The sequence below is a fragment of the Pseudomonas koreensis genome, assembly GCF_024169245.1.
Lineage (GTDB): Bacteria > Pseudomonadota > Gammaproteobacteria > Pseudomonadales > Pseudomonadaceae > Aquipseudomonas > Aquipseudomonas koreensis_F.
Map to the genome: position 1 here is coordinate 2590196 of NZ_JALJWP010000001.1, position 22053 is coordinate 2612248.

At 59.2% G+C, this 22053-nt stretch carries 25 protein-coding genes; all 25 read left to right on the forward strand.

The genetic code is table 11. The features are described from left to right. Position 1: 1 nt before the first annotated feature. The 25 genes from J2Y90_RS11575 (at position 2) to J2Y90_RS11695 (ending at position 21966) form a co-directional block, all read left to right on the forward strand. Entirely contained in the window at positions 2-781 is a 780-nt protein-coding gene (locus J2Y90_RS11575) for a C40 family peptidase (RefSeq protein WP_253499636.1), read from the forward strand. Positions 782-793: 12 nt separating this feature from the next. Next, positions 794-1372: a tail assembly protein gene (locus tag J2Y90_RS11580; protein ID WP_253499639.1), complete on the forward strand. Its 579-nt coding sequence runs from the start codon at positions 794-796 to the stop codon at positions 1370-1372. Between the two features lie 69 nt (positions 1373-1441). Beyond that, on the forward strand, positions 1442-5014 hold the full coding sequence (locus J2Y90_RS11585; RefSeq protein WP_253499642.1) for a host specificity protein J: 3573 nt from the start codon (positions 1442-1444) through the stop codon (positions 5012-5014). 8 nt (positions 5015-5022) lie between these two features. Continuing rightward, positions 5023-5403: a hypothetical protein gene (locus J2Y90_RS11590; protein WP_253499645.1), complete on the forward strand. Its 381-nt coding sequence runs from the start codon at positions 5023-5025 to the stop codon at positions 5401-5403. Next, positions 5403-6128: a hypothetical protein gene (locus J2Y90_RS11595; protein WP_253499648.1), complete on the forward strand. Its 726-nt coding sequence runs from the start codon at positions 5403-5405 to the stop codon at positions 6126-6128. Before J2Y90_RS11590 ends, J2Y90_RS11595 begins: the two co-directional genes overlap by 1 nt. A 20-nt stretch (positions 6129-6148) precedes the next feature. Next, entirely contained in the window at positions 6149-7276 is a 1128-nt protein-coding gene (locus J2Y90_RS11600; RefSeq protein ID WP_253499650.1) for a hypothetical protein, read from the forward strand. Continuing rightward, positions 7276-7593 (forward strand): hypothetical protein, encoded by a 318-nt coding sequence (locus J2Y90_RS11605; protein ID WP_253499652.1) that lies wholly within the window; start codon positions 7276-7278, stop codon positions 7591-7593. The genes J2Y90_RS11600 and J2Y90_RS11605 overlap by 1 nt, the downstream gene beginning before the upstream one ends. Continuing rightward, on the forward strand, positions 7590-7946 hold the full coding sequence (locus J2Y90_RS11610) for a phage tail protein (RefSeq protein WP_253499655.1): 357 nt from the start codon (positions 7590-7592) through the stop codon (positions 7944-7946). Before J2Y90_RS11605 ends, J2Y90_RS11610 begins: the two co-directional genes overlap by 4 nt. A 91-nt stretch (positions 7947-8037) precedes the next feature. After that, complete coding sequence (locus J2Y90_RS11615; RefSeq protein WP_253499658.1) at positions 8038-8916, forward strand: hypothetical protein; 879 nt, start codon at positions 8038-8040, stop codon at positions 8914-8916. Between the two features lie 96 nt (positions 8917-9012). Next, positions 9013-9597 carry a phage tail terminator protein gene (locus J2Y90_RS11620; RefSeq protein ID WP_253499661.1) on the forward strand — a complete coding sequence of 195 codons (585 nt, stop codon included), beginning with the start codon at positions 9013-9015 and terminating at the stop codon, positions 9595-9597. Beyond that, positions 9594-9776 carry a DUF2635 domain-containing protein gene (locus J2Y90_RS11625; RefSeq protein WP_253499664.1) on the forward strand — a complete coding sequence of 61 codons (183 nt, stop codon included), beginning with the start codon at positions 9594-9596 and terminating at the stop codon, positions 9774-9776. The genes J2Y90_RS11620 and J2Y90_RS11625 overlap by 4 nt, the downstream gene beginning before the upstream one ends. Continuing rightward, positions 9776-11272 (forward strand): phage tail sheath subtilisin-like domain-containing protein, encoded by a 1497-nt coding sequence (locus J2Y90_RS11630; RefSeq protein ID WP_253499667.1) that lies wholly within the window; start codon positions 9776-9778, stop codon positions 11270-11272. The genes J2Y90_RS11625 and J2Y90_RS11630 overlap by 1 nt, the downstream gene beginning before the upstream one ends. A gap of 66 nt (positions 11273-11338) precedes the next feature. Further along, the gene (locus J2Y90_RS11635) at positions 11339-11686 is read left to right on the forward strand and encodes a phage tail tube protein (protein WP_007908779.1); all 348 of its coding nucleotides are present in this window, start codon (positions 11339-11341) and stop codon (positions 11684-11686) included. Continuing rightward, a complete protein-coding gene (locus tag J2Y90_RS11640; RefSeq protein WP_024011858.1) occupies positions 11683-11979 on the forward strand; it encodes a phage tail assembly protein in 297 nt (98 codons plus the stop codon). Before J2Y90_RS11635 ends, J2Y90_RS11640 begins: the two co-directional genes overlap by 4 nt. Positions 11980-12109: 130 nt before the next feature. Continuing rightward, positions 12110-13876: a phage tail protein gene (locus tag J2Y90_RS11645; RefSeq protein WP_253499670.1), complete on the forward strand. Its 1767-nt coding sequence runs from the start codon at positions 12110-12112 to the stop codon at positions 13874-13876. Next, entirely contained in the window at positions 13873-15108 is a 1236-nt protein-coding gene (locus J2Y90_RS11650; protein ID WP_253499673.1) for a DNA circularization protein, read from the forward strand. The genes J2Y90_RS11645 and J2Y90_RS11650 overlap by 4 nt, the downstream gene beginning before the upstream one ends. Before the next feature lie 4 nt (positions 15109-15112). After that, positions 15113-16159 carry a phage baseplate assembly protein gene (locus J2Y90_RS11655; RefSeq protein ID WP_253499676.1) on the forward strand — a complete coding sequence of 349 codons (1047 nt, stop codon included), beginning with the start codon at positions 15113-15115 and terminating at the stop codon, positions 16157-16159. A 114-nt stretch (positions 16160-16273) separates the two neighbouring features. Next, positions 16274-16783, forward strand: a complete 510-nt coding sequence (locus tag J2Y90_RS11660; protein ID WP_116658366.1) for a phage baseplate assembly protein V — start codon at positions 16274-16276, stop codon at positions 16781-16783. Further along, complete coding sequence (locus J2Y90_RS11665) at positions 16783-17181, forward strand: phage GP46 family protein (protein ID WP_101157940.1); 399 nt, start codon at positions 16783-16785, stop codon at positions 17179-17181. Before J2Y90_RS11660 ends, J2Y90_RS11665 begins: the two co-directional genes overlap by 1 nt. Continuing rightward, positions 17171-18217, forward strand: coding sequence for a baseplate J/gp47 family protein (locus J2Y90_RS11670; protein ID WP_253499679.1), 1047 nt, complete (start codon positions 17171-17173; stop codon positions 18215-18217). The genes J2Y90_RS11665 and J2Y90_RS11670 overlap by 11 nt, the downstream gene beginning before the upstream one ends. Continuing rightward, a complete protein-coding gene (locus J2Y90_RS11675) occupies positions 18205-18804 on the forward strand; it encodes a YmfQ family protein (RefSeq protein WP_253499682.1) in 600 nt (199 codons plus the stop codon). The genes J2Y90_RS11670 and J2Y90_RS11675 overlap by 13 nt, the downstream gene beginning before the upstream one ends. Before the next feature lie 13 nt (positions 18805-18817). Continuing rightward, positions 18818-19975, forward strand: a complete 1158-nt coding sequence (locus J2Y90_RS11680; protein WP_253499685.1) for a phage tail protein — start codon at positions 18818-18820, stop codon at positions 19973-19975. Further along, a complete protein-coding gene (locus J2Y90_RS11685) occupies positions 19972-20487 on the forward strand; it encodes a phage tail protein (protein WP_253499688.1) in 516 nt (171 codons plus the stop codon). Before J2Y90_RS11680 ends, J2Y90_RS11685 begins: the two co-directional genes overlap by 4 nt. 138 nt (positions 20488-20625) lie before the next feature. Next, a complete protein-coding gene (locus J2Y90_RS11690) occupies positions 20626-21519 on the forward strand; it encodes a gp53-like domain-containing protein (RefSeq protein ID WP_253499691.1) in 894 nt (297 codons plus the stop codon). Then, positions 21520-21966, forward strand: coding sequence for a phage tail assembly chaperone (locus J2Y90_RS11695; protein WP_253499693.1), 447 nt, complete (start codon positions 21520-21522; stop codon positions 21964-21966). It abuts the gene before it with no gap. Positions 21967-22053: the final 87 nt, after the last annotated feature.

Here is a 22053-nt window from a genome sequence, read left to right on the forward strand (position 1 = left end):
CATGAACAAGACAACGCTGGCCGCCATCGAGCGTCATGCCATCGCGCAGTATCCCGACGAGTGCTGCGGTTTGCTGATTCGCGAAGGCGGTAGACAACGATATGTGCCTTGTCGCAATACGGCGACGACGCCAAGTGAACACTTTCGACTGTCCCCACAAGACTACGCGGCGGCCGAGGAGTGCGGAGAAGTGCTCGCAGTCATTCATAGCCATCCGGACTATCCCGCCACGGCCAGTGAGGCAGACCGGGTCTCTTGTGAGGCATCCGGATTGCCTTGGCATATCCTTGGAGTACGCAAGGATGATGACGGTCAGGTTTGCACTGGTGAGCTGGTCACCATCACACCCAGTGGCTATCAGGCTCCGTTGATCGGGCGCGCATTTGTCCACGGTGTGCATGATTGCCTGAGCATCATCCTTGACTATTACCGACGGGAAATGGGCATCGAGCTGGGTAACTATCAGCGCGAAGACGGTTGGTGGGACAAGGGCGGCAACCTCTATCTGGACAATCTACCTGCCGTCGGCTTCGAACAGGTCAGCCGACCGCAACAGGGCGATATCGTGCTGATGCAGATTCGCTCACCCGTGCCCAACCATGCCGCCATTTTTCTTGCAGACGGCATGCTGAAGAGTGAGCCGCAGCACTTTCCGGCGCCGGGCTCCATCCTCCATCACTTGTATGGCCGGGACAGCAGGCGCGACACCTACGGCGGGTATTGGGCAGAGGTGACGGTGAGCTGTTGGAGGCATGGCACAAAGAACTCCCTGAATGGATAGAGGATTGATTCAATGGCAAATGAGAAAGTTAGAACAATCAGATTGTATGGCGTGTTGGGTTCCAGATTTGGACGGCTGCACCGTCTCGCGGTAAACAGTACTTGTGAAGCGGTTCGCGCTCTTTCCATCATGATTCCCGGTTTCGAACGGTTTTTAATGGAATCCAAAGATAGGGGGCTGACCTACTCAGTGTTTATAGGGACCGAGAACATCGGGCCTGAACGGCTGAGGGCTCCTGTCGCCGATAATGACATCCGGATTGCCCCGGTACTGCTCGGCAGCAAACGCGCGGGTCTTTTGCAAACCATCATCGGGGCCGTGATATTGACCGTCTCGACTTTCGTTCCCGCGATGCAGGGATGGGGACAAGCATTCGGCCTCTCATTGATGATGGGAGGAGCAATGCAAATGCTGTCTCCACAGGCAAAAGGCCTAGGCGCCCAGGACAGCCCGGCCAACCGCGCCAGTTATAGCTTCAACGGGCCGGTCAATACCAGCGCTCAAGGCAATCCGGTCGGTCTGCTTTACGGGCAGGCCATTGTCGGCAGCGCCGTGATCAGTGCCGGAATTTACGCGCAGGATCAACTCTAACGCGCCTCCCGGTTACCGACCTCCACCCAACCCGCCGTGTGCGGGTTTTATTTCGCCTGAAGGAAAGCCATGACTGACCTCATTATCGCTGGCAGCAAAGGCGGCGGCGCCAAGCCGCGCCCCTCCGTGGAAGCGCCAGACAGCCTGCAAAGCACGGCTTACGCTCGTATCCTCGATCTCGTCAGCGAAGGCGAAATCGTCGGTTTGAAAAACGATACTCGCTCGGTGTTTCTGGATGAGACACCGCTGGCCAATGAAGACGGCAGTTTGAACTTCAACGGTGTGACGCTGGATGTTCGCACCGGTAGCCAGGACCAGGCACACATCCCCGGTTTCCCGGCCGTGGAAAACGAGTCGGTCGCGGCCGTCGAACTGCGAAGCGACCAACCGTGGACCAAGGCGTTCACCAATCTGCAGCTGTCAGCTGTGCGGATTCGCCTGGCGGTCTCTCGCCTGGCGCAGACCAATACCAGCAACGGCGACACCAACGGTTACACGGTTAAATACGCGATCGATCTGGCCACTGATGGCGGTGCCTTCGTCGAGGTGCTCGCGTCTGCATTCAGTGGCAAAACCACCACCAAGTATGAACGCTCACACCGTATCGACTTGCCGCCCGCCAAAAGCGGCTGGACTGTACGCGTGCGTCGGTTGACCCCCAACTCCACCAGCGGCGCTATCGCCGACACGACCAGTGTCGAATCGAGCACCGAGGTGATTGACGCCAAGCTGCGCTATCCAGGTTCAGCCATTATCGGTTTGCAGTTCGACGCGTCGCAATTCCAATCGATCCCATCGCGCTCCTTTGAACTGCTGGGGCGGATCATTCGAGTGCCAAGCAATTACGACCCGCAGAGCCGCGGCTACAGCGGCGTCTGGGACGGCACGTTCAAATTGGCGTGGACCGACAACCCGGCGTGGATTTACTACGACCTGCTGCTGCACCCGCGTTATGGCCTGGGCCATCTGCTCAATGCCGGTCAGGTCGACAAATGGGAGCTGTACCGCATTGGTCAGTATTGCGACCAACCGGTTTCCGACGGCAAGGGCGGGACTGAGCCGCGATTCACCTGCAACCTCTATTTATCGGTGCGCGCCGATGCGCTGAAGGTCTTGCAAGACCTCGCGACCACTTTTCGTGGCATGTCGTATTGGGGCGCGGGTTCGGTCATGGCAGTGGCCGACATGCCGGAAGACCCGGTTTACACCTATTCCAATGCCAACGTGATTGACGGCAAGTTCGTCTATGGCGGGTCAGCGAAAAAGACTCGTTTCACCGTAGCACTGGTCAGTTGGAATGATCCGGCGGACTTCTACCGACAGAAGGTCCAGTACGTCGATGACGCGGACGGAATTGCCCGCTATGGCGTACAACAGACGGAGATCACGGCCACCGGCTGCACGTCGCAGGCGCAGGCCCAGCGCATTGGCAAATGGGCGCTGCTGACCAACCGTCTGGAAACTGAAAGTGTCACGTTCTCGGTCGGTCTGGACGGTACGTTGACCCGCCCAGGGCAGATTATCCGGGTAGCCGACAATGACCGTGCCGGACGACGCATCGGTGGACGCCTGCGTGATGCGACACTTACCACTCTGACTCTCGATGCTCACGTCAGCGCCGAAGCGGGCGACACCATCACGCTGATCATGCCGACCGGTAAAGCCCTTTCCCGTGTCATCAAGTCGGTGAGCGTCAGCGACGAGACGCAGCGTGTGGTTCTGGCTCAACCCTTGAATGAACTGCCACCAGCGCAATCGATGTGGGCGATTGATTCAGCATCGTTGGCTACTCAGCAATTTCGTGTTCTGTCTATTGCCGAAGACTTCTCCGCCAGCGAAATCAGATACAGCATCAGCGCAGTCAAACATGTCCCGAGCAAGTACGGGGCGATCGACAACGGTTCTCGTATCGAGCGCCCTCCGGTCACGGTCATTCCGCCAGGCGTGCAAGCCCCTCCGGCGTCGGTCACGATCAGCAATAATCATTTTGTCGACCAAGGCAGCGCGGTCGGTGTGATGACGATCGAATGGGCGCGTCCGGCGAGCGCCATTGCCTACGAGGTGTACTGGCGCAAGAACGACAGCGAATGGGTGTTTGCCGGCCGCACCGGCGGGGCGTCGATGGAGGTGCGGGGTATTTATGCCGGGCGATACGTGGCCAAGGTTCGGGCGATAAACGCGTTGGACATCGGCTCGGTGTACGCGACGTCAGCTGAAACTCAGCTGTCAGGAAAAACCACGCCACCGCCATCGGTGACATTCCTCAAGACGGACAGCCTGTTGTTCGGTATCGGCTTGAAATGGGAGTTTCCTGCAGGTGCCGAAGACACGCAGCGAACCGAAATCTGGTACGGGCCAACGGCAAACCTTGAAGCCGCTACCAAGCTGGCCGACCTTGCATATCCGCAAAGTGATTACGCAATGCAGAGCTTGCTGGCAGGCACGTCGTTTTTCTTCTGGGCTCGGCTGGTCGATCGCACGGGCAATATCGGGCCTTGGTACCCGACTGGCAATGGTGTGCTGGGTCAGGCCAGTTCAGAGGCCGGACCGATACTCGACATGCTCGCGGGTAAAATCTCGCAGACCGAATTGGGGAAAGACCTGCTCAGCGACATCGAGAAGATCCCCGGACTGCAGAGCCAGATTGATGCCCTGGACGAGAACTATGACCCGACCCGGACCTACGCGAAATCTGCCGTCGTGCGTCAAGCCGAGCGGTTGTATCAGGCCAAGGCGCTCGTCCCCGTCAATTCGCCACCACCGAACGCCGAATATTGGGTCGATGTGGGGCAAACAATCGAGACCGCTACCGGTCTGGTTCAGCAGGTCGGGACCAACACCGCTGATATCAGCAAGATCGACGGCGCGGTAACGGCTCAGGCCGCGGCATTTCAGGCGCTGCGTGCAGCGTCTCGAGATGACAACGGTGAAGGCGAGCTCGCAGATGCGCTCAAGGGCTGGACCAGTACGGCCGCCATCGCCACGGAAAGCAGCGTCCGGGCATCCCAGAATGAGGCCACGGCGCAACGTGTTTCAGCGCTGGAAGTCCGTACTGGCAATAATGCGGCAAATATCCAGTCGCTTGAGAAAGTTGTAACGACCAATAGCTCGGCCACGGCGACGAAGCTTGAACAGTTGAATGCGTCTGTTGGGCAAAACAGTGCTGCCGTTCAGCAGGCCTCAAGTGCTATTGCCGATACCAATGGCAAGTTATCGACGATCTGGTCGGTGAAGATGGATACAACGGCGGGAGGCCAAAAATATGCCGCGTCGTTTGGTTTGGGGCTGCAGGTCGATCCTTCGGGTGTTTCCTCACAATTTGTTGTGCGCGCCGATACGTTCATGTTGTTGAATCTGGCGAATGGAAATCCGGTGTCGCCATTTACCGTGAGCGGCGGTCAAACATTTATTAATGATGCCTTTATTCAGAATGGCTCTATTAATATGTTGAAGATTGGCGATAGCTTGCAGTCAGATAATTATCATCCAGGGACATCTGGATGGAGACTGACTAGATCCGGTAACTTCGAAATCAACAGCAGCGTAGCCGGACAGGGACGAGTGATCATGACCAACAGGTCGCTCCGAGTGTTTGATGCCAATGACGTCAAGCGCGTCCAACTTGGAGATCTGAGTGAATGAGCTTCGGAATGACGGTGTTTGATGCCAACGGTGTGCAAACCTTGGGTATGGAAGACTTTACCATTGAAAAGCTGGCTCAGATGAACTTGCCCGCGACTCGCAATATGGGAAATGGGGTCAGGTCCGATTACATTTTGATGGACGTTCCAGGTTATAACCCGGCGACCTGTTTTGTTGTGATTACTCCGCGAGTTTATGCGGGATATGGTCAGCCAGGTTATCCGGATTCCTGGGGCTATGTCCCAACTTACAAGGACCTTGGCGGAACAAAAATCGGTATTTTCACTTACGTGAACAGGCGGCGGCCTACCGGTTATCACAACAACTACGTCGATGAATGGACTGAGCACACGGTCGAGTGTGTGGTCGAAGTCGTGAGGGTGTTGTAATGGCTGACTACGGGCTTTCAGTGACCAATGCATATGGCGCCGTCGTAATATCCAGCGCCTATAAAGTGATGGTGTTTTCCGAACGTGGCAGTTTTCGAATCCAGTCCAGGTACACCGATCGCGAAGGGAGTGGCGCTGTTACCTTCCTGAAACCGATCCAGACCCTAGAGGCGCCACAAGTTTTTTTCAGGCATGTAAGTGGTTTTCATACATCCTTGGGTGTGTACCTGACCATGTTGGGAGGGCCTGGAAACTGGACTGGTTTTCTAGTGACATCCGCAGTGCGCAATGGCAAAAATTTACAGAATTATCTGATTGAATATGTCGTCTGTAAATTTTCTGATCAGCCCAGTCCGCAGCGGTATGGCATGAATATCTTTGACGCCCAAGGTCGCATCGCATTTTCTTCCGAAGACAGGGTTGTTCGTTATCACAAGTTTGCCAAATCATGGTCGCTGGTAGGAGGTGACTATGTAGATACATACAAAAGCAACCTTGTCATCGAAGCGGATGATTTCGTATGTGTTTCCAGTATTGATCGTGGTGTGACGTGGTTTGCTGATGGTTTTGGTTTTGTAGGTATGAGCTTGCTGGATAATAATATTCCTGTTTTAGATATTACCGCGCAGAGGGCGGGCGGCGGATATTGGTATTACCAAGGGACTAATGGGACATGCTTCGGCATTCCGGTTTGTAAGTTTCCATCGTCTAGGTATTACAACTAGTCAATTTAAAGGAGATCGGTATGCCATGGAGCAAGACCGGAACGGTAAGCGTCACTAATAATTCCAATTCAGTCATCGGCGTAGGGACATCCTTTATCGTTAATGGACGTGTAGGGGATGCGTTCAGGGGGCCTGATGGCAGTTGGTATGAAGTTACCAACATCGCTAGCGACACGGCGATGTCAATTTCGCCGAACTATCAGGGCGTGACTGACGGAGCAGGCTCGTACGCACTGGCGCCGTTGCAGGGGTACATAAAAGAGTCGGCCGATACGTTGCGGGCATTGGTCAACACATACGGTGCCAAACTTGCGGCATTAGGAGCCACCGCTAACTTCGACGTACTGCCTGTCTCGAAGGGCGGCACTGGGGGCGTGTCAGCCGCCACAGCTCGCGCTGCTCTGGAACTCGGTTCTGCTGCAACAGCAGCGCTTCAAATCACTCCCAGCGATGCAACCGCCGGACGCGTCATGCAGGTCGGAGCATTTGGGATTGGCGGTGATGCTCCGGTCTACAACGGCAACATCGACGACACTGCGGCTGTTCCGGCGGGACGCTGTTTTGTCATTAACACCGCCACCGGCGTGAAACCGACGGGATCATCCTACGGTTTGATGGACACCATCAAATACGTTGGTCAGCCGGTTCATCAGGTCTGGCACGAGGTCAACGGCGTTGCCAGCGGCGGCACTCTACGTACCTGGGAGCGAGATCAATACGGTACGGGTGTTTTCGGTCCATGGCGCATGGTTTACCGACAGAACAACATCGTTGGGGTTGTTTCGGGGGCCGGTGCACCTACCGGCGCGATTATCGAGCGGGGCGCCAACGCGGCTGGTGAATACACCAAATTCGCCGATGGCACGCTGGTCTGCTGGAAGGTGATTGCCACCAACTCGACGGGTACGTATGCCGTGGGCGCATTGTTCGGCAGTGATGCGTATGCGCCGGGCGCCTATCCTTCAGCCTTCGCATCCATACCTACCGTGACGTCGGCAGCGATTGGCAAGGTCTACGCCGACTGTGTAATGGCCAGCGCCTGGATCCCTCCGACGATCGCCAACTGGGGCGCCTGGCGCGCCATCGCAACAACCAACGCAGCCGCGGCTGCGCAAATCAATTTGATCGCAATAGGCAGGTGGTATTGATGAACGTTGTTCTGTCTCCGCAGCGCAGAGACGACTCTCTGACACTGCACAAGTCCGGTGCGCTGATTACCGTGAACGGCGAAACCTTCGATTTCTCGCGATTGTCCGACGGCGACACGTTGCCGCAACGCGCAATCGACTCCGAATGGTTCGTGGGTGACGTTACTTGCGAGCAGGGAAAACTGACGCTTCATCTGTTGTTGCCGATCCCCGCTCATTACAGTCAGGCGCAAGCCTTTCCCGCAGACCTGATCGATATTCCTGACGGTGACGTGGCATTGCCACAGCCATTGCCGCAAGCGGAGGTTGAAGTATGAATATCGACTGGTCGCAATTGATCACCAAAGCGATGAAAGAGGCAGCAGCTGCCGCAGCACGATTGAGCGAAGCGCAAGCACTGCTCAAGAGCAGAAACGAAGCGGCCGCAGGGCAGGTCGCGCGCATTCAGGATCGGATCGACACCCTCGGTTACGGCATCGATCTGGGGGAGGCAACGTCTGAAGATGAGGCGGAACAGCAAACACTGCTTGCCAACCTGAAACAGTGGAAAGCCTACAAGTTCAGTTTGGGCAAAGTGAGCACACAAGCTGCCTGGCCCATGGCGCCAGAGTGGCCTGTCCAGCCTGATGTTCCGGTGATTGTGGTTGACCCGATCTTGCCAACGGGCTGACTGGCTTTCTGACTGCTACGTGATGGAGATCGTCTTGAACACCCCATACCGCCGACTGCGGTTTTTTTTCGCTTAAAAAAAGGACTGCACTATGCCCTGGCTCCGAACAGGTACGGTCAATGTCAGCAACAACTCGCCTGCGGTCAGCGGTGTCGATGTGGATTTCGTGACCGATGTCCGGGTCGGCGACGCGTTCGTCGGACCGGATGGGCGACAGTATGAAGTCACCAATATTGCCAGTCCGGGCTTGTTGTCGATCACTCCGGCTTACCAAGGCGCAACGGCTAGCGACGCGGCATATTCGATCATGCCGGTGCAGGGTTATCCCAAAGCACTGGCTGATGCATTCAACAACCTGAATGTTCAGTACGGCCCGAAACTGGCCGCTCTGGGCACTACGGGAAACTTTGATGTCTTGCCTGTGAGCAAAGGCGGCACCGGTGCGACCGATGCCGCCTCGGCTCGACTTGCGCTCGGACTCGGCGCTGTTGCGTCGGACGCTGTTGTCCCGGTAGCGAGAGGTGGAACCGGCGGTATCACCCCGGCAGCCGCCCGAGCGGGACTCGGACTGGGCAGTGCTGCTGTCGCCGCGTTGGTCGGGTCGGTCAGCCAGGACAAAGGCGTTCCCACCGGCGCTGTCATTGAACGTGGCGCCAATACCAATGGTGAGTACGTCAAGTTTGCAGACGGCACGCTGATTTGCACGCTCTACGGCCGAGCTGGCATCGCGTTCAACAACCCGTCCAACATGGGCTTCAACTGGACTTATCCGATGAGCTTTGTGGCACCGGGATTTGTCACCGCAAATCTGGTGGGGGTCCTGGGCGTGGCGAAACAGGTGACAAGCGTCGGTGCCTACAGCAGAACCTCTAGTTTTGCCAGCATCTGTGTTTTCAGTCTCGGTCAGTTCATTGAGACCGACTTGTCCATGGTCGCTTTTGACTGCTTCGCCATCGGCAGGTGGTTCTAAGCCGGATACTTGGACAGCGCACCAGTGCTTTTGCCTATCGTTAATCCGGGTTGTTGTGGGATCTGACCTGCGGCAGCCTCTACTCGGTACTTCCTCATGAAAATGACCCCTCTGGTCACGCAACTGCGTGCTCAGTGCCCGACGCTGGGCAATCGAATCGGAGTGGGGATTGACATCGCTGCACTGCAAATCGATGCCTCACTGCAGACTCCCTACGCCAGTCTCACACCGCTGGCCGATCTGGCCAGTCCTGGCAGCGCACAAAACCTCCTGACCCAACCGATCCGCGAGCGCTTCGAAATCGTCCTCGCGCTTGACGCCACCGACGCTACAAACGCGCTGGATTTGTTGCACGATCTGCGCGCCGAACTGTGGCGCGCGCTGGTGGGGTTCAAGCCTGACGCTGACTACAGCGCCATCGTTTACGACGGCGGCGAACTGGTGTCGATCAACAGCAGCCGCGTGTTTTATCGGCTGCGTTTTTATGCCGAGTTCCAGCTTGGCCGCAATCTGCCCGGTCAGCCTGCGGAGAGTTGGCACGAACGCGAACTGGACGGTTTGTCGTCCTTTACCGGGGCCACGGTGCGGGTCGATGCGATCGACCCGGCCGACCCCAACCTGCAAAGCCCGGGCCCCGATGGGCGCGTGGAAATGACTTTCTCTGGAGACGTAACCCCATGAGCAACCGCATCACCGTACTGCCGGCCGCCGGCCGTGTCGTACCTGACCCCGAGGCGGGCGACCTGCTGCCGGCCGAAGGCCGTGAAGTGCTGGACAGCGCCTGGTGGCGCCGGCGTCTGGCCGACGGCGACATCACACTCAAAACCGCAAAAGCGGCTAAACCACAGGGAGCCAAATAATGGCGATCGGATTCAGCAACATCCCGGCGGACATTCGTGTGCCGCTGTTCTATGCCGAAATGGACAACTCGGCCGCCAACAGCGCGACCTCGGCCATGCGCCGTTTGATTGTCGCGCAGGTCAACGACAATATTGCCCCGACTGAAGTCGGCAAACTGGTGCTGGTCTCCAGCGTGGCACTGGCGAAAAGCATCGGTGGCCAGGGCTCGATGCTCGCTTCGATGTACGAGACCTCTCGCAAAGCCGACCCGATTGGCGAGATCTGGTGCCTGCCGCTGCACAACACTGAAGGCGCTATTGCCAAAGGTGTGTTGACCCTGACCGGCACCGCGACTCAGGCGGGCATGCTCAACCTGTATGTCGGCGGCGTGCGCGTGCAGGCCACCGTGGTCAACGGCGCCACCGCCGCGCAAGCGGCCACCGCACTGGCGCAGAAAATCAACGCCACTGCCGACCTGCCGGTGAGCGCTGCCGCTGCCGAAGGTGTCGTCACCCTGACTGCCAAGTGGACGGGTGACAGCGGCAACGACATCAGCCTGCAATTCAATCGCCTGGGCAAGAGCAATGGCGAAGAAACCCCGGCAGGCCTGACCACCGCAATCACCACCATGACCGGTGGCGCCGGTGTGCCGGATCAGATCGCCGCCGTCGCGGCACTGGGCGATGAGCCGTTCGAATTTATCGCTTTGCCGTGGTCCGATCTGGCCACTCTGAACACTTGGCAAGCGGTCATGGATGACAGCACCGGGCGCTGGTCGTGGGCCAAGCAATTGTTCGGTCACGTCTACAGCGCCAAGCGCGGTACCGTCGGCACGCTGGTCGCTGCAGGCCAGGCGCGCAATGATCAGCACATGACCATTCAGGCGCTGGAACCGGGCGTACCGCAACCGTTCTGGGTACAAGCGGCGGCACTGGCTGCGCGCACTGCTGTGTTCATCTCTGCCGACGCCAGCCGTCCCACGCAAAGCGGCAGCCTGCCGGGCGTTGACCCGGCGCCGGCGAGCGAGCGGTTCACCCTGACCGAGCGTCAGTCGCTGCTCAACTACGGCATCGCCACCGCGTACTACGAGGGCGGTTACGTGCGCATCCAGCGCTCGATCACCACTTATCAAAAGAACGCTTACGGCCAGGCCGACAACTCCTATCTGGACAGCGAAACCATGCACCAGTCGGCGTTCATCGTGCGTCGTCTGCAAAGCGTGATCACCAGCAAATACGGTCGCCACAAACTGGCCTCCGACGGCACCCGTTTCGGCGCCGGCCAGCCGATCGTGACGCCGGCGACCATTCGCGGCGAGTTGATCGCGCAGTACGCCAAGCTGGAACTGGAAGGCCACGTCGAGAATGCCGAACTGTTCGCCGAACACCTGATCGTCGAGCGCGATGTGCAGGACCCGAGCCGCGTGAACGTGCTGTTCCCGCCGGATTACATCAACGGTCTGCGCGTGTTCGCACTGCTCAACCAGTTCCGTCTGCAGTACGACGACGCGGCCTGATTTGCGCAGTCGACGTCAGCATTCAGCCCACCTCGCGTGGGCTTTTTATTTGAAGGGAGAAACACCATGGGTCAACTGATTGCAGGCACCTGCTACGTCAAGGTCGACGGCGCACAACTGACCATCAATGGCGGCTGCGAAGCCCCGCTGATGGCCGTCAAACGTGAAACCGTCGTGCCCGGTTTCTACAAGGAAACCGACATCGCGCCGTCGTTCAAAGTGACCGCGCTGCACACCGCCGACTTCCCGCTGAAGAAGCTGATCGAAGGCACCGATATCACCGTCACCTGCGAATTCAGTAATGGCAAAGTCTACGTGCTGGCCGGCGCCTATCTGGTCGAAGAGCCAGTGTCCAAGGGCGACGACGCCACCATCGAACTGAAATTCGAAGGCATCAAGGGGACCTGGCAATGAGCGCCGCCGTGAAGCTTCAGGTAGCGATCGAAGCCCACGGCGAGCCCCTGACCGAACTCGTTCTGCGCCGTCCGACGGTGCAGGAAGTGCGAGCGATCAAGGCGCTGCCTTACAAGATCGACAAGAGCGAAGAAGTCAGCCTCGACATGGACGTGGCGGCCAAATACATCGCCGTGTGCGCCGGCATTCCGCCGTCGTCGGTCAACCAGTTGGATCTGGCTGACCTCAACGCACTGAGCTGGGCCGTTGCGAGTTTTTTCATGAGTGCGGCGTCGGCGCCATCACCGACCTGATCGCCGTCGCCTATGACCTGGCCTGGTTCTGGAAGGTTGACCCCGAACAGATGATGGCCAGGCCACTGGATGTGCTCCGCGAATCGCTGGAGCACGCGCAACGGATCAACGCGATGCAGCAGGTGCAGTGATGGCAGACGAAGAGAAGAAAACCCCGAAACCGGTGCTGATCACCGGCATCGATGAACTCTCGCCCAAACTGGGCGCCTTGCGCGTGAAGGTCGAGAGTTTCAAAAACAATCTCGAGCAGACCGGCCTCGGCAAACTGGACATCAGTGGTCTTTTCAAGGGCGGCAGTGTCATCACGCCGTTTGTGGAAGGGATCAAATCGGCAGCGGCGTTTCAGGGCAAACTGAGCGAGGTCAGTGACACGGCGAAAACCGTCGATCTGCCCGCCGCGCCGAAAATCGCGACGCAGAACATGAACGTGTTCAGTGCGTCGATGGAAAAGGTCTCGGCCTCGGTCGACGCCGCGCTGGTGCCAGCCGTCGGGGCGCTGGTGGTTGGCCTGGAGCCGGTACTGACTCAGGTCGGCAGCCTGCTCGCCGACAATCCGCAACTGGTTGAAGGCCTGGCGGCGGGGGCCATTGCTTTCTCGGCGATGCAAACTGCGGTGGCTGGCGCGACGCAAGTGTTCGATGTGATGGGCATGGTGCTCAAGACCAACCCGATCATGCTGATCGCCATGGGCATTGCCGTGGCCGCCGGTCTGATCGTGGCCAACTGGACACCGATCAGCGCGTTCTTCACAGGGATGTGGGAGGGCGTGAAAAACGCCGGGGCGAGTGCGATGGCGACGTTGCGCTCGATACTCGACTGGCGACCGCTGGCGGCCCTGGCGGCGTTGTGGGAACCGGTCACGGGATTTTTCTCCGGCGTCTGGGACAAAGTCAAAGCAGTCACCGCGCCGGTGACTGACTTTTTGCAATCGGTGTTCTCCTGGTCCCCGGCCGGCATGATCATGGAAAACTGGGGGCCGCTGACCGGCCTGTTCTCGGCGATCTGGGAATTGCTCGAGGCGTTGAGTGTGCCGGTGACGGCGTTTCTCAGAAACCTGTTCGATTTCTCGCCGATGCAGATGATTACCGATGCGTGGGGTGGTGTCGTGACGTTCTTCGAACCGATGTTCACGACGCTGCGATCGGCCGTACAAAGCACCCGGGATATCCTGCGGACGCTGTTCGATTTTTTCCCGATGGAAATGCTCACCAGCGCATGGGGCGGGATTGTCGGGTTCTTCGAACCGATCTGGATGGCGCTGCAAACGTCTGTGCAGCGGGTCAGAGGCTTTTTCACCAGCCTGTTCGAATGGTCGCCGCTGGAGCAGATTGCCCAGTATTGGCAACCGATCGGGGAGGTCTTTTCGGCGATCTGGGGCGTTGTAATGGCACTGTCCGCGCCGGTCGTGGATTTTCTCCACAGCCTGTTCGAATGGAAGCCTCTGGATCAGATCATCGAGAGTTGGGGGCCGATCACCGAGTGGTTCGGCGAGTTGTGGCAAAAGCTGCAAACCGTCATCGCGCCGATCAAGGAATTGTTCGACGGCGGTTTTGCCGGATTGATCGCCAAGGTCACCGGCAAGGTCGAAACGCTGACCCAAGCGCAACGCCAGACCAATGCCGAAGGCAAGGGTGAGCTGGCGCCGGCGTTCTTCGCTGCCAGCCCGGCGTCTGCGGGCAATGGCACCTTGCAAAGCGGTTCGTTGCCGCAAACCTCCAGCGCGCTGATCCAGCAGAGCGCCGCCAACAACCGTACGCAACTCGAAGGCGGCCTGACCGTGCGCTTCGAAAATGCGCCGGCAGGCCTGCGCACCGAACAACCGCAAAGCAATCAACCGGGCCTCGCCGTGTCTTCGCGCATCGGCTATCGCTCGCTGTCGATGGGAGGTTCCCAATGAACTGGCGTGACCGTTTGTTGCCGGCATCCTTTCGCGGTGTCGGCTTCTGGATCGACCAGGCGAAAACCCCGGTCGGTCGCAAAGGGCAGTTGCATGAATATCCGCAACGCGACCTGCCGTTTTTCGAGGACCTCGGCCAGCAGGCCAAGACCCACGATCTGACGGCGTTCATCATCGGCCCCGATTGCCTGGAGCAGCGCGACAAGTTGCTCAAGGCGCTGGAGCAGGGCCGTGGCGAGCTGGTGCATCCGTGGCTCGGACGCCTGCAAGTCAAGGTCGGCGAATGCGACATGACCCACACCCGGCAGGACGGTGGGCTGGTGACGTTCGCCTTGAAGTTCCATCCCGATCAGCCGCTGCCGTTTCCGACAGCCACGGTGAGCACGCAGAAAGTGCTGCTGGCCAAAGCCGACGGTCTGCTGGGTTCGGCGGTGGCGCGTTTTGAACAGGCGATGACGTTGATCAAGGCTGCGCGGATCGGCATCACCAACCTGCGCAACAGCCTCACCGGCGTTTACGAGGTGATCAAGGAACAACTGAAACCGTTGATCGAGCAGTACCGGCAGATCACCGAACTGGTCAAAGCGGTGAAGGAGCTGCCCAAAGAAGTGGCGGCAGAATTCAAGGGCCTGCTCGGTGATATCAAGGAGCTCAAAGCGTTCGCCAAGGAAGGCTACCGGGGCGTGATTGCCGACGTGTCGCAGCAACTCGAAGCGATTCGCAAGGCCGATGCGCCGAAGATCACCACCGGCAAGGACACCAATGCCGCAGCGCAAGCGATGGCCGATCTGGTGCAGGACACGCTGCTGGTCAAAGTCGCGCAGTGGGTCGCGTCGATGCCGGTGGCGACCACGCCGGTGAAGCTGGCGTCGACACCGTCGGTGGCGCAACAGTCGACGTCGCCGGTCAGCCGTCAGGAAGTCCCCGTCAGCGATGACATGCAAGCCCTGCGCGCAGCGGTGACTGCCGCCATCGACCCGATGCTGGCGAAAGCCGGACCTGCGCACTTCCAGGCAATCAATGATGTCAAGGAAGCGCTGGTGGCTCATCTCAAAGCGGTGGCGTCCTCCGGCGTGCGGCAAGTCAGCAAATCGTTTCAGGAAAGCTTTCCGGCAGTGGTCGTGGCCTACAAGCAGTTCGGCGACGCCACGCGAGTCGAAGAAGTGACTCAGCGCAACGCGATTACCCATCCCGGTTTCTCGCCCAACGATGTGAAAGTCTCGCGGGAGTGACGCCATGAACGAGATGGACAATCACGTCACACTGACGGTCAACGACATGGAGTACGGCGGCTGGAAAAGCGTCGAAATCACTGCCGATCTGGAGCGTCAGTTCCGCACCTTCAAGCTCGACATCACCTGGCAATGGCCGGGGCAGACCGTGGATCAAAGAATCAAACCGGGCGACCCCTGCGAAGTAAGAATCGGCAAGGATCTGGTGCTCACGGGCTACGTGTTCAAGGCGCCGATCCGTTATGACGGGCGGCAGATCAGTCTGACCATCGAAGGCAGTTCGAAAACCCAGGATCTGGTCGATTGCGCCGCCCGCAACCTGCCCAGCCAATGGCAGCAACAACCGTTGCTGAGCATCGTCCGCGATCTGGCGAGCGAATATGGACTGTGGGTCGTCAATGAAATCAGCGAAACCACTCGCCTGACCAAACACACCATCGTGCCGGGTGAAACGGTATTCCAGTCGATAGACCGATTGTTGTCGCTGCTGCGGGTGTTTTCCACCGACAACGAGCTGGGCCAGTTGGTGTTGGCCAAACCCGGTACCGGCGGGCGCGCCAGCGATGCATTAGAGTTGGGAAAAAATATTCTGTCGGCCAATGCGCCGATGGATTTCAGCCAGGTGTTCTCCGAGTACCGGGTGATCGGCCAGCAGAAAGGCTCGGATGCGAAAAGCGGCGCGGCGGTCAGCGAAGTCGAATCGACGGCGGCGGATCTGAGCTTCAAACGCCGCCGCACCACGGTGATCAATGAAGGCACTCAACTGACCTTTGAGTTGGCGCAGCAGCGTGCCCAATGGGAAAGCGCGACCCGCATGGGCCGGGCGCAGACCACCACCTATCAGGTGCAGGGCTGGCGGCAGAGCAATGGTGATTTGTGGCGCCACAACACGCTGGTCAAAGTCACCGATCCGGTGCTCGATTTCAATGGCGACATGCTGATCTCCAAAGTCACTTATTCGTTGTCGGCGCAGGGTTCGGTAACCACGTTGCAAGTGGCACCGCCGCATACGTTTGATGCCAATCCCACACCTCCAAAAACATCCTCATAGGCCCGGAAAAGATCGCAGCCTTCGGCAGCTCCTACAGGTGTACGCCGATCTTATGTAGGAGCTGCCGAAGGCTGCGATCTTTTGACCTCGGCCCGTTTCTTACGAGAACCAAGAATGAGCCTACTGACACGCCTGCTGGCGCGCGGCACTGTCGTGCTCGCCAATTCGGCTTCGAAACTGCAATCGCTGCAAATGCGCCTCACCGCCGGTGAAGTCAACGACGACCTCGAACACTTCGAACCCTACGGTTTTACCAGCCATCCGCTGGCTGGGGCCGAAGGGATCGTCACCTTCATCGGCGGTGACCGTTCCCACGCCATCGCCCTGGTCATTGCCGACCGCCGCTATCGCTTGCAAGCACTCGCTGCCGGTGAAGTGGCGATCTACACCGACGAAGGCGACAGGATTCATTTCAAGCGCGGGCGGATCATCGACATCGAAACCGCCACGCTGAACATCCGCGCCAGTAGCGCGGTGAACTTCGATACACCGGTCATCAACCAGACCGGCAAGATCGTTTCCACGGGTGATCAACTGGCCGGCGGTATCAGCCAGATCAAGCACGTCCATGTGGGCGTTCAGGCCGGTAATGGGCAGACCGGCGCACCGGCAGGAGGCCAATGATGCTCATCAGCCAGAATCTCCACGCCGCACTGACCCGCGCCGTGCTCATCAGTCTGTTCACCTGGCGCCGCGCCGCCGATGACGACGCCCTCGATGACGAAGAGCGCTTCGGCTGGTGGGGCGACAGTTTTCCCACCGTGGCCGACGATCGCATCGGCTCGCGGCTGTGGCTGTTGCGCCGGGTCAAGCTGACCCGGCAGACGCAAATGGACGCCGAGTTCTATGCCCGTGAAGCCCTGCAGTGGCTGCTCGACGACGGCCACTGCAGCGCCATCGACATCATCAGCGAACGCCTCGACGCCCAGCGCCTGAACCTGCGCACGGTCCTGACCCTGGCCGACGGCGAGCGTCTGGACATCAACCCCGATAACAGTTGGCAGGTGATCTATGCCGTTTGAAACCCCTTCGCTGCCGGTGCTGATCAAGCGCACCCAAAGTGACCTGGCCGGCGATTCGCTGCGCCAGTCCGATGCGCAAGTGCTCGCTCGTACTCTTGGCGGTGCTGCTTATGGCTTGTACGGTTATCTCGACTGGATCGCCGAGCAGATCCTGCCCGACAAGGCCGATGAGGCGACCCTTGAACGTATCGCCGCACTGCGCCTGAACCAGCCGCGCAAAGCCGCGCAAGTGGCTACCGGCAGCGTCAGTTTTACCGCCACTCCCGGCGCTGTGCTCGATATCGACACGCTGCTGCAAGCGAACGATGGCCGCACTTATAAAGTCACCACCGCGCGCACCACGGTCAATGGCAGCAACAGCACCACGATTGCGGCGCTGGAGGCCGGCAGCCTCGGCAACGCTGATGCCGGTCTGACGCTGACCCCGGTGCAACCGATTGCCGGGATTGTCGGCAACAGCTTCGTGGTGCTGGCGCCGGGCCTCAGCGGTGGCGTGGCCCGCGAAAGCCTCGAGTCACTGCGCTCGCGGGTCATCCGTTCCTACCGCGTGATTCCCCACGGTGGCGCGGCCAGCGATTACGAAACCTGGGCACTGGAAGTGCCGGGTGTGACGCGGGCGTGGTGTCGTGGTGGCTTGCTCGGTCCGGGCACGGTGACCGTGTTCATCATGCGCGACGACGACCCGCAACCGGTGCCCAACGATGAGCAACTGGCAGAGGTTCAGGATTACCTCGAACCGCTGCGCCCGGTCACCGCCCAGGTGCAAGTGCAGCGACCGGTGCAAGTGCCGGTGGTGTATCGCTTCAAGAGCGTCAATCCGGACACCACCGCCGTGCGCGCCGCCGTCGAAGCGCAGTTGCGCGATCTGCACAACCGCGAGGCCGATCTGGGTGTGCCGTTGCTGATCAGCCATATCCGCGAAGCCATCAGCAGCGCTGGCGGTGAGTACGATCACACGCTGACCGCGCCAGCCGCTGACGTGCCGGCCGGGCAGAGCGAACTGCTCACCTTCGGAGGCTGCGTATGGGGGGCATAAGAACCGCCGCGCAATACCAGGCGCAATTGCGCGCCTTGCTGCCCAGCGGCCCGGCGTGGGACCCGGAACGGGTACCGGAGCTCGAAGAAGTGCTCGAAGGTGTCGCCGTCGAACTGGCGCGCCTTGATGCCCGCGCCGCCGACCTGCTCAACGAAATGGACCCGGCCGGCGTCAGCGAACTGGTGCCCGACTGGGAACGCGTCATGCAACTACCCGACCCGTGTCTGGGCGCCACACCGCTGTTCGACGACCGCCGCCTGGCCGTACGCCGCCGTCTGCTCGCAGTCGGCAGCCAGGCCGTCGGCTACTACCTCGACATCGCCAAAAGCCAGGGTTACCCCAACGCCAGCATCACCGAACACGAAGCGCCGCGCATGGGCCGCGCCCGTTTCGGCTCAGCCCATTGGGGCACCTGGGAAGCGCAGTTCATGTGGACGCTCAACACCGGCGGCCGGCTGCTGCTCGGCCGGCGTTATGGCGCTAGTTATTGGGGGGAGCGCTTCGGCGTCAACCCGGGCTCGGCACTGGAGTGCCTGATCCATCGCAGTGCGCCGGCGCATACCAAGGTGCACATCAATTATGACTAGGGAGGAATGAGGGATGGATTATCCGAATAGTGTGCCCAGTGCCGGACTGGTGAATGGCAGGTTTGTCGACGAGAACCCCATGACAGGGACGCCGGGGTCGTTGATTCCAGCGGACTGGGGCAACGGGGTTACCCAGGAAATTCTCAACGTGATCAAGGCGGCAGACCTGACGCCGGACGAGAAAAAATACGATCAGTTGTTGCAGGCGATCCAATCGGTGACGGCCAAGGGCTGGAACCAGGATTTGGCGCTGCCGTTGGCTGCTTTGCCTTTACCTACAGTTGCCACCGCCGATGCACGTCTGCCGGTCAGTCCGGCTGCGGCCTCAACCAGTGGCGGCCGGGTTTCGATCGCAGCGGGAACCTTTATCAGTCTCGGTCAGGAAGTAGTGGCCGGCCAACTCGGACGTTCGCGCACCTTTGTGACGGCGGCGTGGAGCAGCGCGGACCTGCTGCCCAGCAGCCATTACTTTCTGCGAGCGCAAGTTGTCGCAGGCGTACTGACGTTCTACACGCAACGCGGTGGCATTCATGACGTGGTGCCTGACTCGCTGAAAGGCACGGTCAACGGCGCTGCCGGCGGCGGTTTTCAGTCCACGCCTCTGGACATGTGCCTTGCGTGGGTAATAACCGGAGCACCCGGTTCGGTGCCGGTTGTGCGGACCATATACAACCGCGCACGTTTGACCTGGACGCAAACGGTAAACGGTACCGGCGCAATATTTTTACCGCTCGACCCGCATGCGCGTGCGGCGCGACTGGTCGCCGGTAACCCGACGCCGTCGTCGACGGCGGTCACCTCAGTCGCCTTTCCATCCACCGATTGGGCAGGAGGCAACTACTGCTTCCTGTCGCCGATCCTGACGGGCAGTTCGAACAACCCGGGAGGATGGAACCCGGCAACGGTTTCACCGTGCGTATTGTTCACCAACAACATCGTCAATGACGTCACGGTTTCGACTCTGGCAGCCAGTTTCGACCATGCCAATTTGCGCTCGCTGTGGCAGTGCTATCAGGCCGAACACAACCTGGGCCAATCGAATGCCGACAGCGATGAGCTATTGCTGAGCATGGGTATCAAAACCCATCCACTCACAGATTACAGCGTGGGAATTGCCATCAACTTTTCCGACGCGGTGAACGTACAGTTTTCGTGGGAGCTTATTCGATGATCGTTATTCAGGAACTCCATCAGTGCGACGGTGAGTTGCGCCTGCCGCAACCGTCGGCTGCGCACGAGTGGGATGGGCAGAGCTGGATTTTCGATGCAGACAAGCAGATTGCGCTGGATCTGCAGGAAGCCGAACGCCTCTGCACCAAGGTTGACGCCACTGCCGACAGCGCTCGCATCGCACTGGCAGGCGACCCGCTCAAAGCCATGGAGTACGCACAGGCAGCCGCAGACGCTCAGGCTTTCAGCGACGCCGGATACCCGAAAAAGGAAGTGCCACTTTCGGTCGCAGCGTGGGTTGCCAAAGGGCGCAGCGCCAAACAGGCCGCCGAGCAGATTTTGAGCAAGGCCGATCAACTGACCGACCGTTTGCTGACCCTGCGGACTCTGCGCCTGAAAGCCAAAGCGCACATTCGCGCGCAGGCTGCCAAGGGCAAGATGGATCTGGCGCGCAGCGCGAGTGAAGAAGCTTTGGTCGCCATTCGCGAATGGGACAACGGTCCATCCAGCTAAATCAGAACCCTCCGCTCTGCGTCACCCACGCCCACTTCGATGTGGGCTTTTTATTTTCTGAAAACAGAGCGTGAACAGGTAGGCGAAGATCGTTTTGCCGATGCCAGTCATTTGTGACTTCAAAGGAACGAATATTCTATGGATTATCCAAAAAGTGTCCCCAGCGCCGGGCTGGTGGATGGCAAGTTTGTTGATGAAGACCCGCTGAGCGGCAAACCGGGATCGTTGATCCCGGCGAGTTGGGGCAATGGTGTCACCCAGGAAATTCTGGGGGTTGTACAAGCTGGCGGGTTGACGCCGAGTGAAGCGTCCAACACGCAATTGCTGGGTGCACTTCGCAGTACCGAGTTGTTCAAGACTGCCGCGCCTTTCGATGTCAGTCGTTCGGCGGCGACATGCGAATTTGTCCAGCGGGCGCTTGGCAATTATTCGGGGGCGCGCGACATCACGGTCAGTACGCAACTGACTCTCGCTGATCTGGGCTGGTCGTTGGGGCTGGGCGGTAATTCGCCTTACACCGTCACCTTGCCGAACATCGACACGGTTCCAATCGGCGCAGTCATCGCACTTCATTGCCGCAGCAACGCCCCCGTCACCATTGCTCACCCTGGCGCAGCAAAAATAAGCCCGCAAGGGGCTTTATTTAATTCGATTGTGATCAACAGTGGCGAGAGCGCCACCCTCGTTAGGGAAAGTGGAGCCTGGGCGGTCCACGGCACGGCGAGCCTTAAATATGCCGCGCTGTTTTCTGGTTTGGCGAGTAACCCTGGGTATCAGAAGCACGCCAGTGGAAACATTGATCAGTGGGGATTCGGCACTACAGATGCCAACGGAGAATTGTGGGTGAATTTCCCTATGTCCTTCCCGAATGGTTTTTTCTCATGTGTCGCCAACCATGCCGGTGGCGACGCGGCCATCGTGATTGTTGTCGGAGGCACCGCCACCAAGCAAGGCGTTCGCTTGAAAGTGCGCAACGCGGTCAACCAGCCTGGCGCTGGCTGGACCGTGTTCTATTTTGCCAAGGGGTATTAAATGAATACTTTCAACGTTTTGTTCAGCGCCAGTACCCGAGGGGTATATGTACCGGGTATCAACTCATCGGACATTCCGGGCGACGTCATTGAAATTCCTCAGGCCTATTGGATCTCGCTGCTCCAGCAATTGGCGGTCACTTCCAAAGTCATTGGAGTGCATGAGGAAACCGGTTATCCGGTTGCAATCGATCCGCCACCGCCTTCGGTAGAAAAGGCGGCGGAGGCTGAGCGCGATTGGCGTAACTCACAACTGGCAGCCACCGATGGCATGGTTGCACGCGACCGCGATGAATTGGAGGACGGCGGTGGCACGACGCTAACCACCGGACAATATGCCGAACTGCAAGCCTATCGACGTGAACTACGCGACTGGCCGCAAGGGTCTTTCTTCCCGTTCAGCGAGCATCGCCCGGTAGCGCCGCGCTGGTTGGCGGCGGCACTCTGACCCGCGTTCCTTCACGAAGACGTTTGCGGAAAACTCTGGAAAGAAATGGCTGGCAGGCATCAGCCGCCAGCCGTGATTCAATCGGGG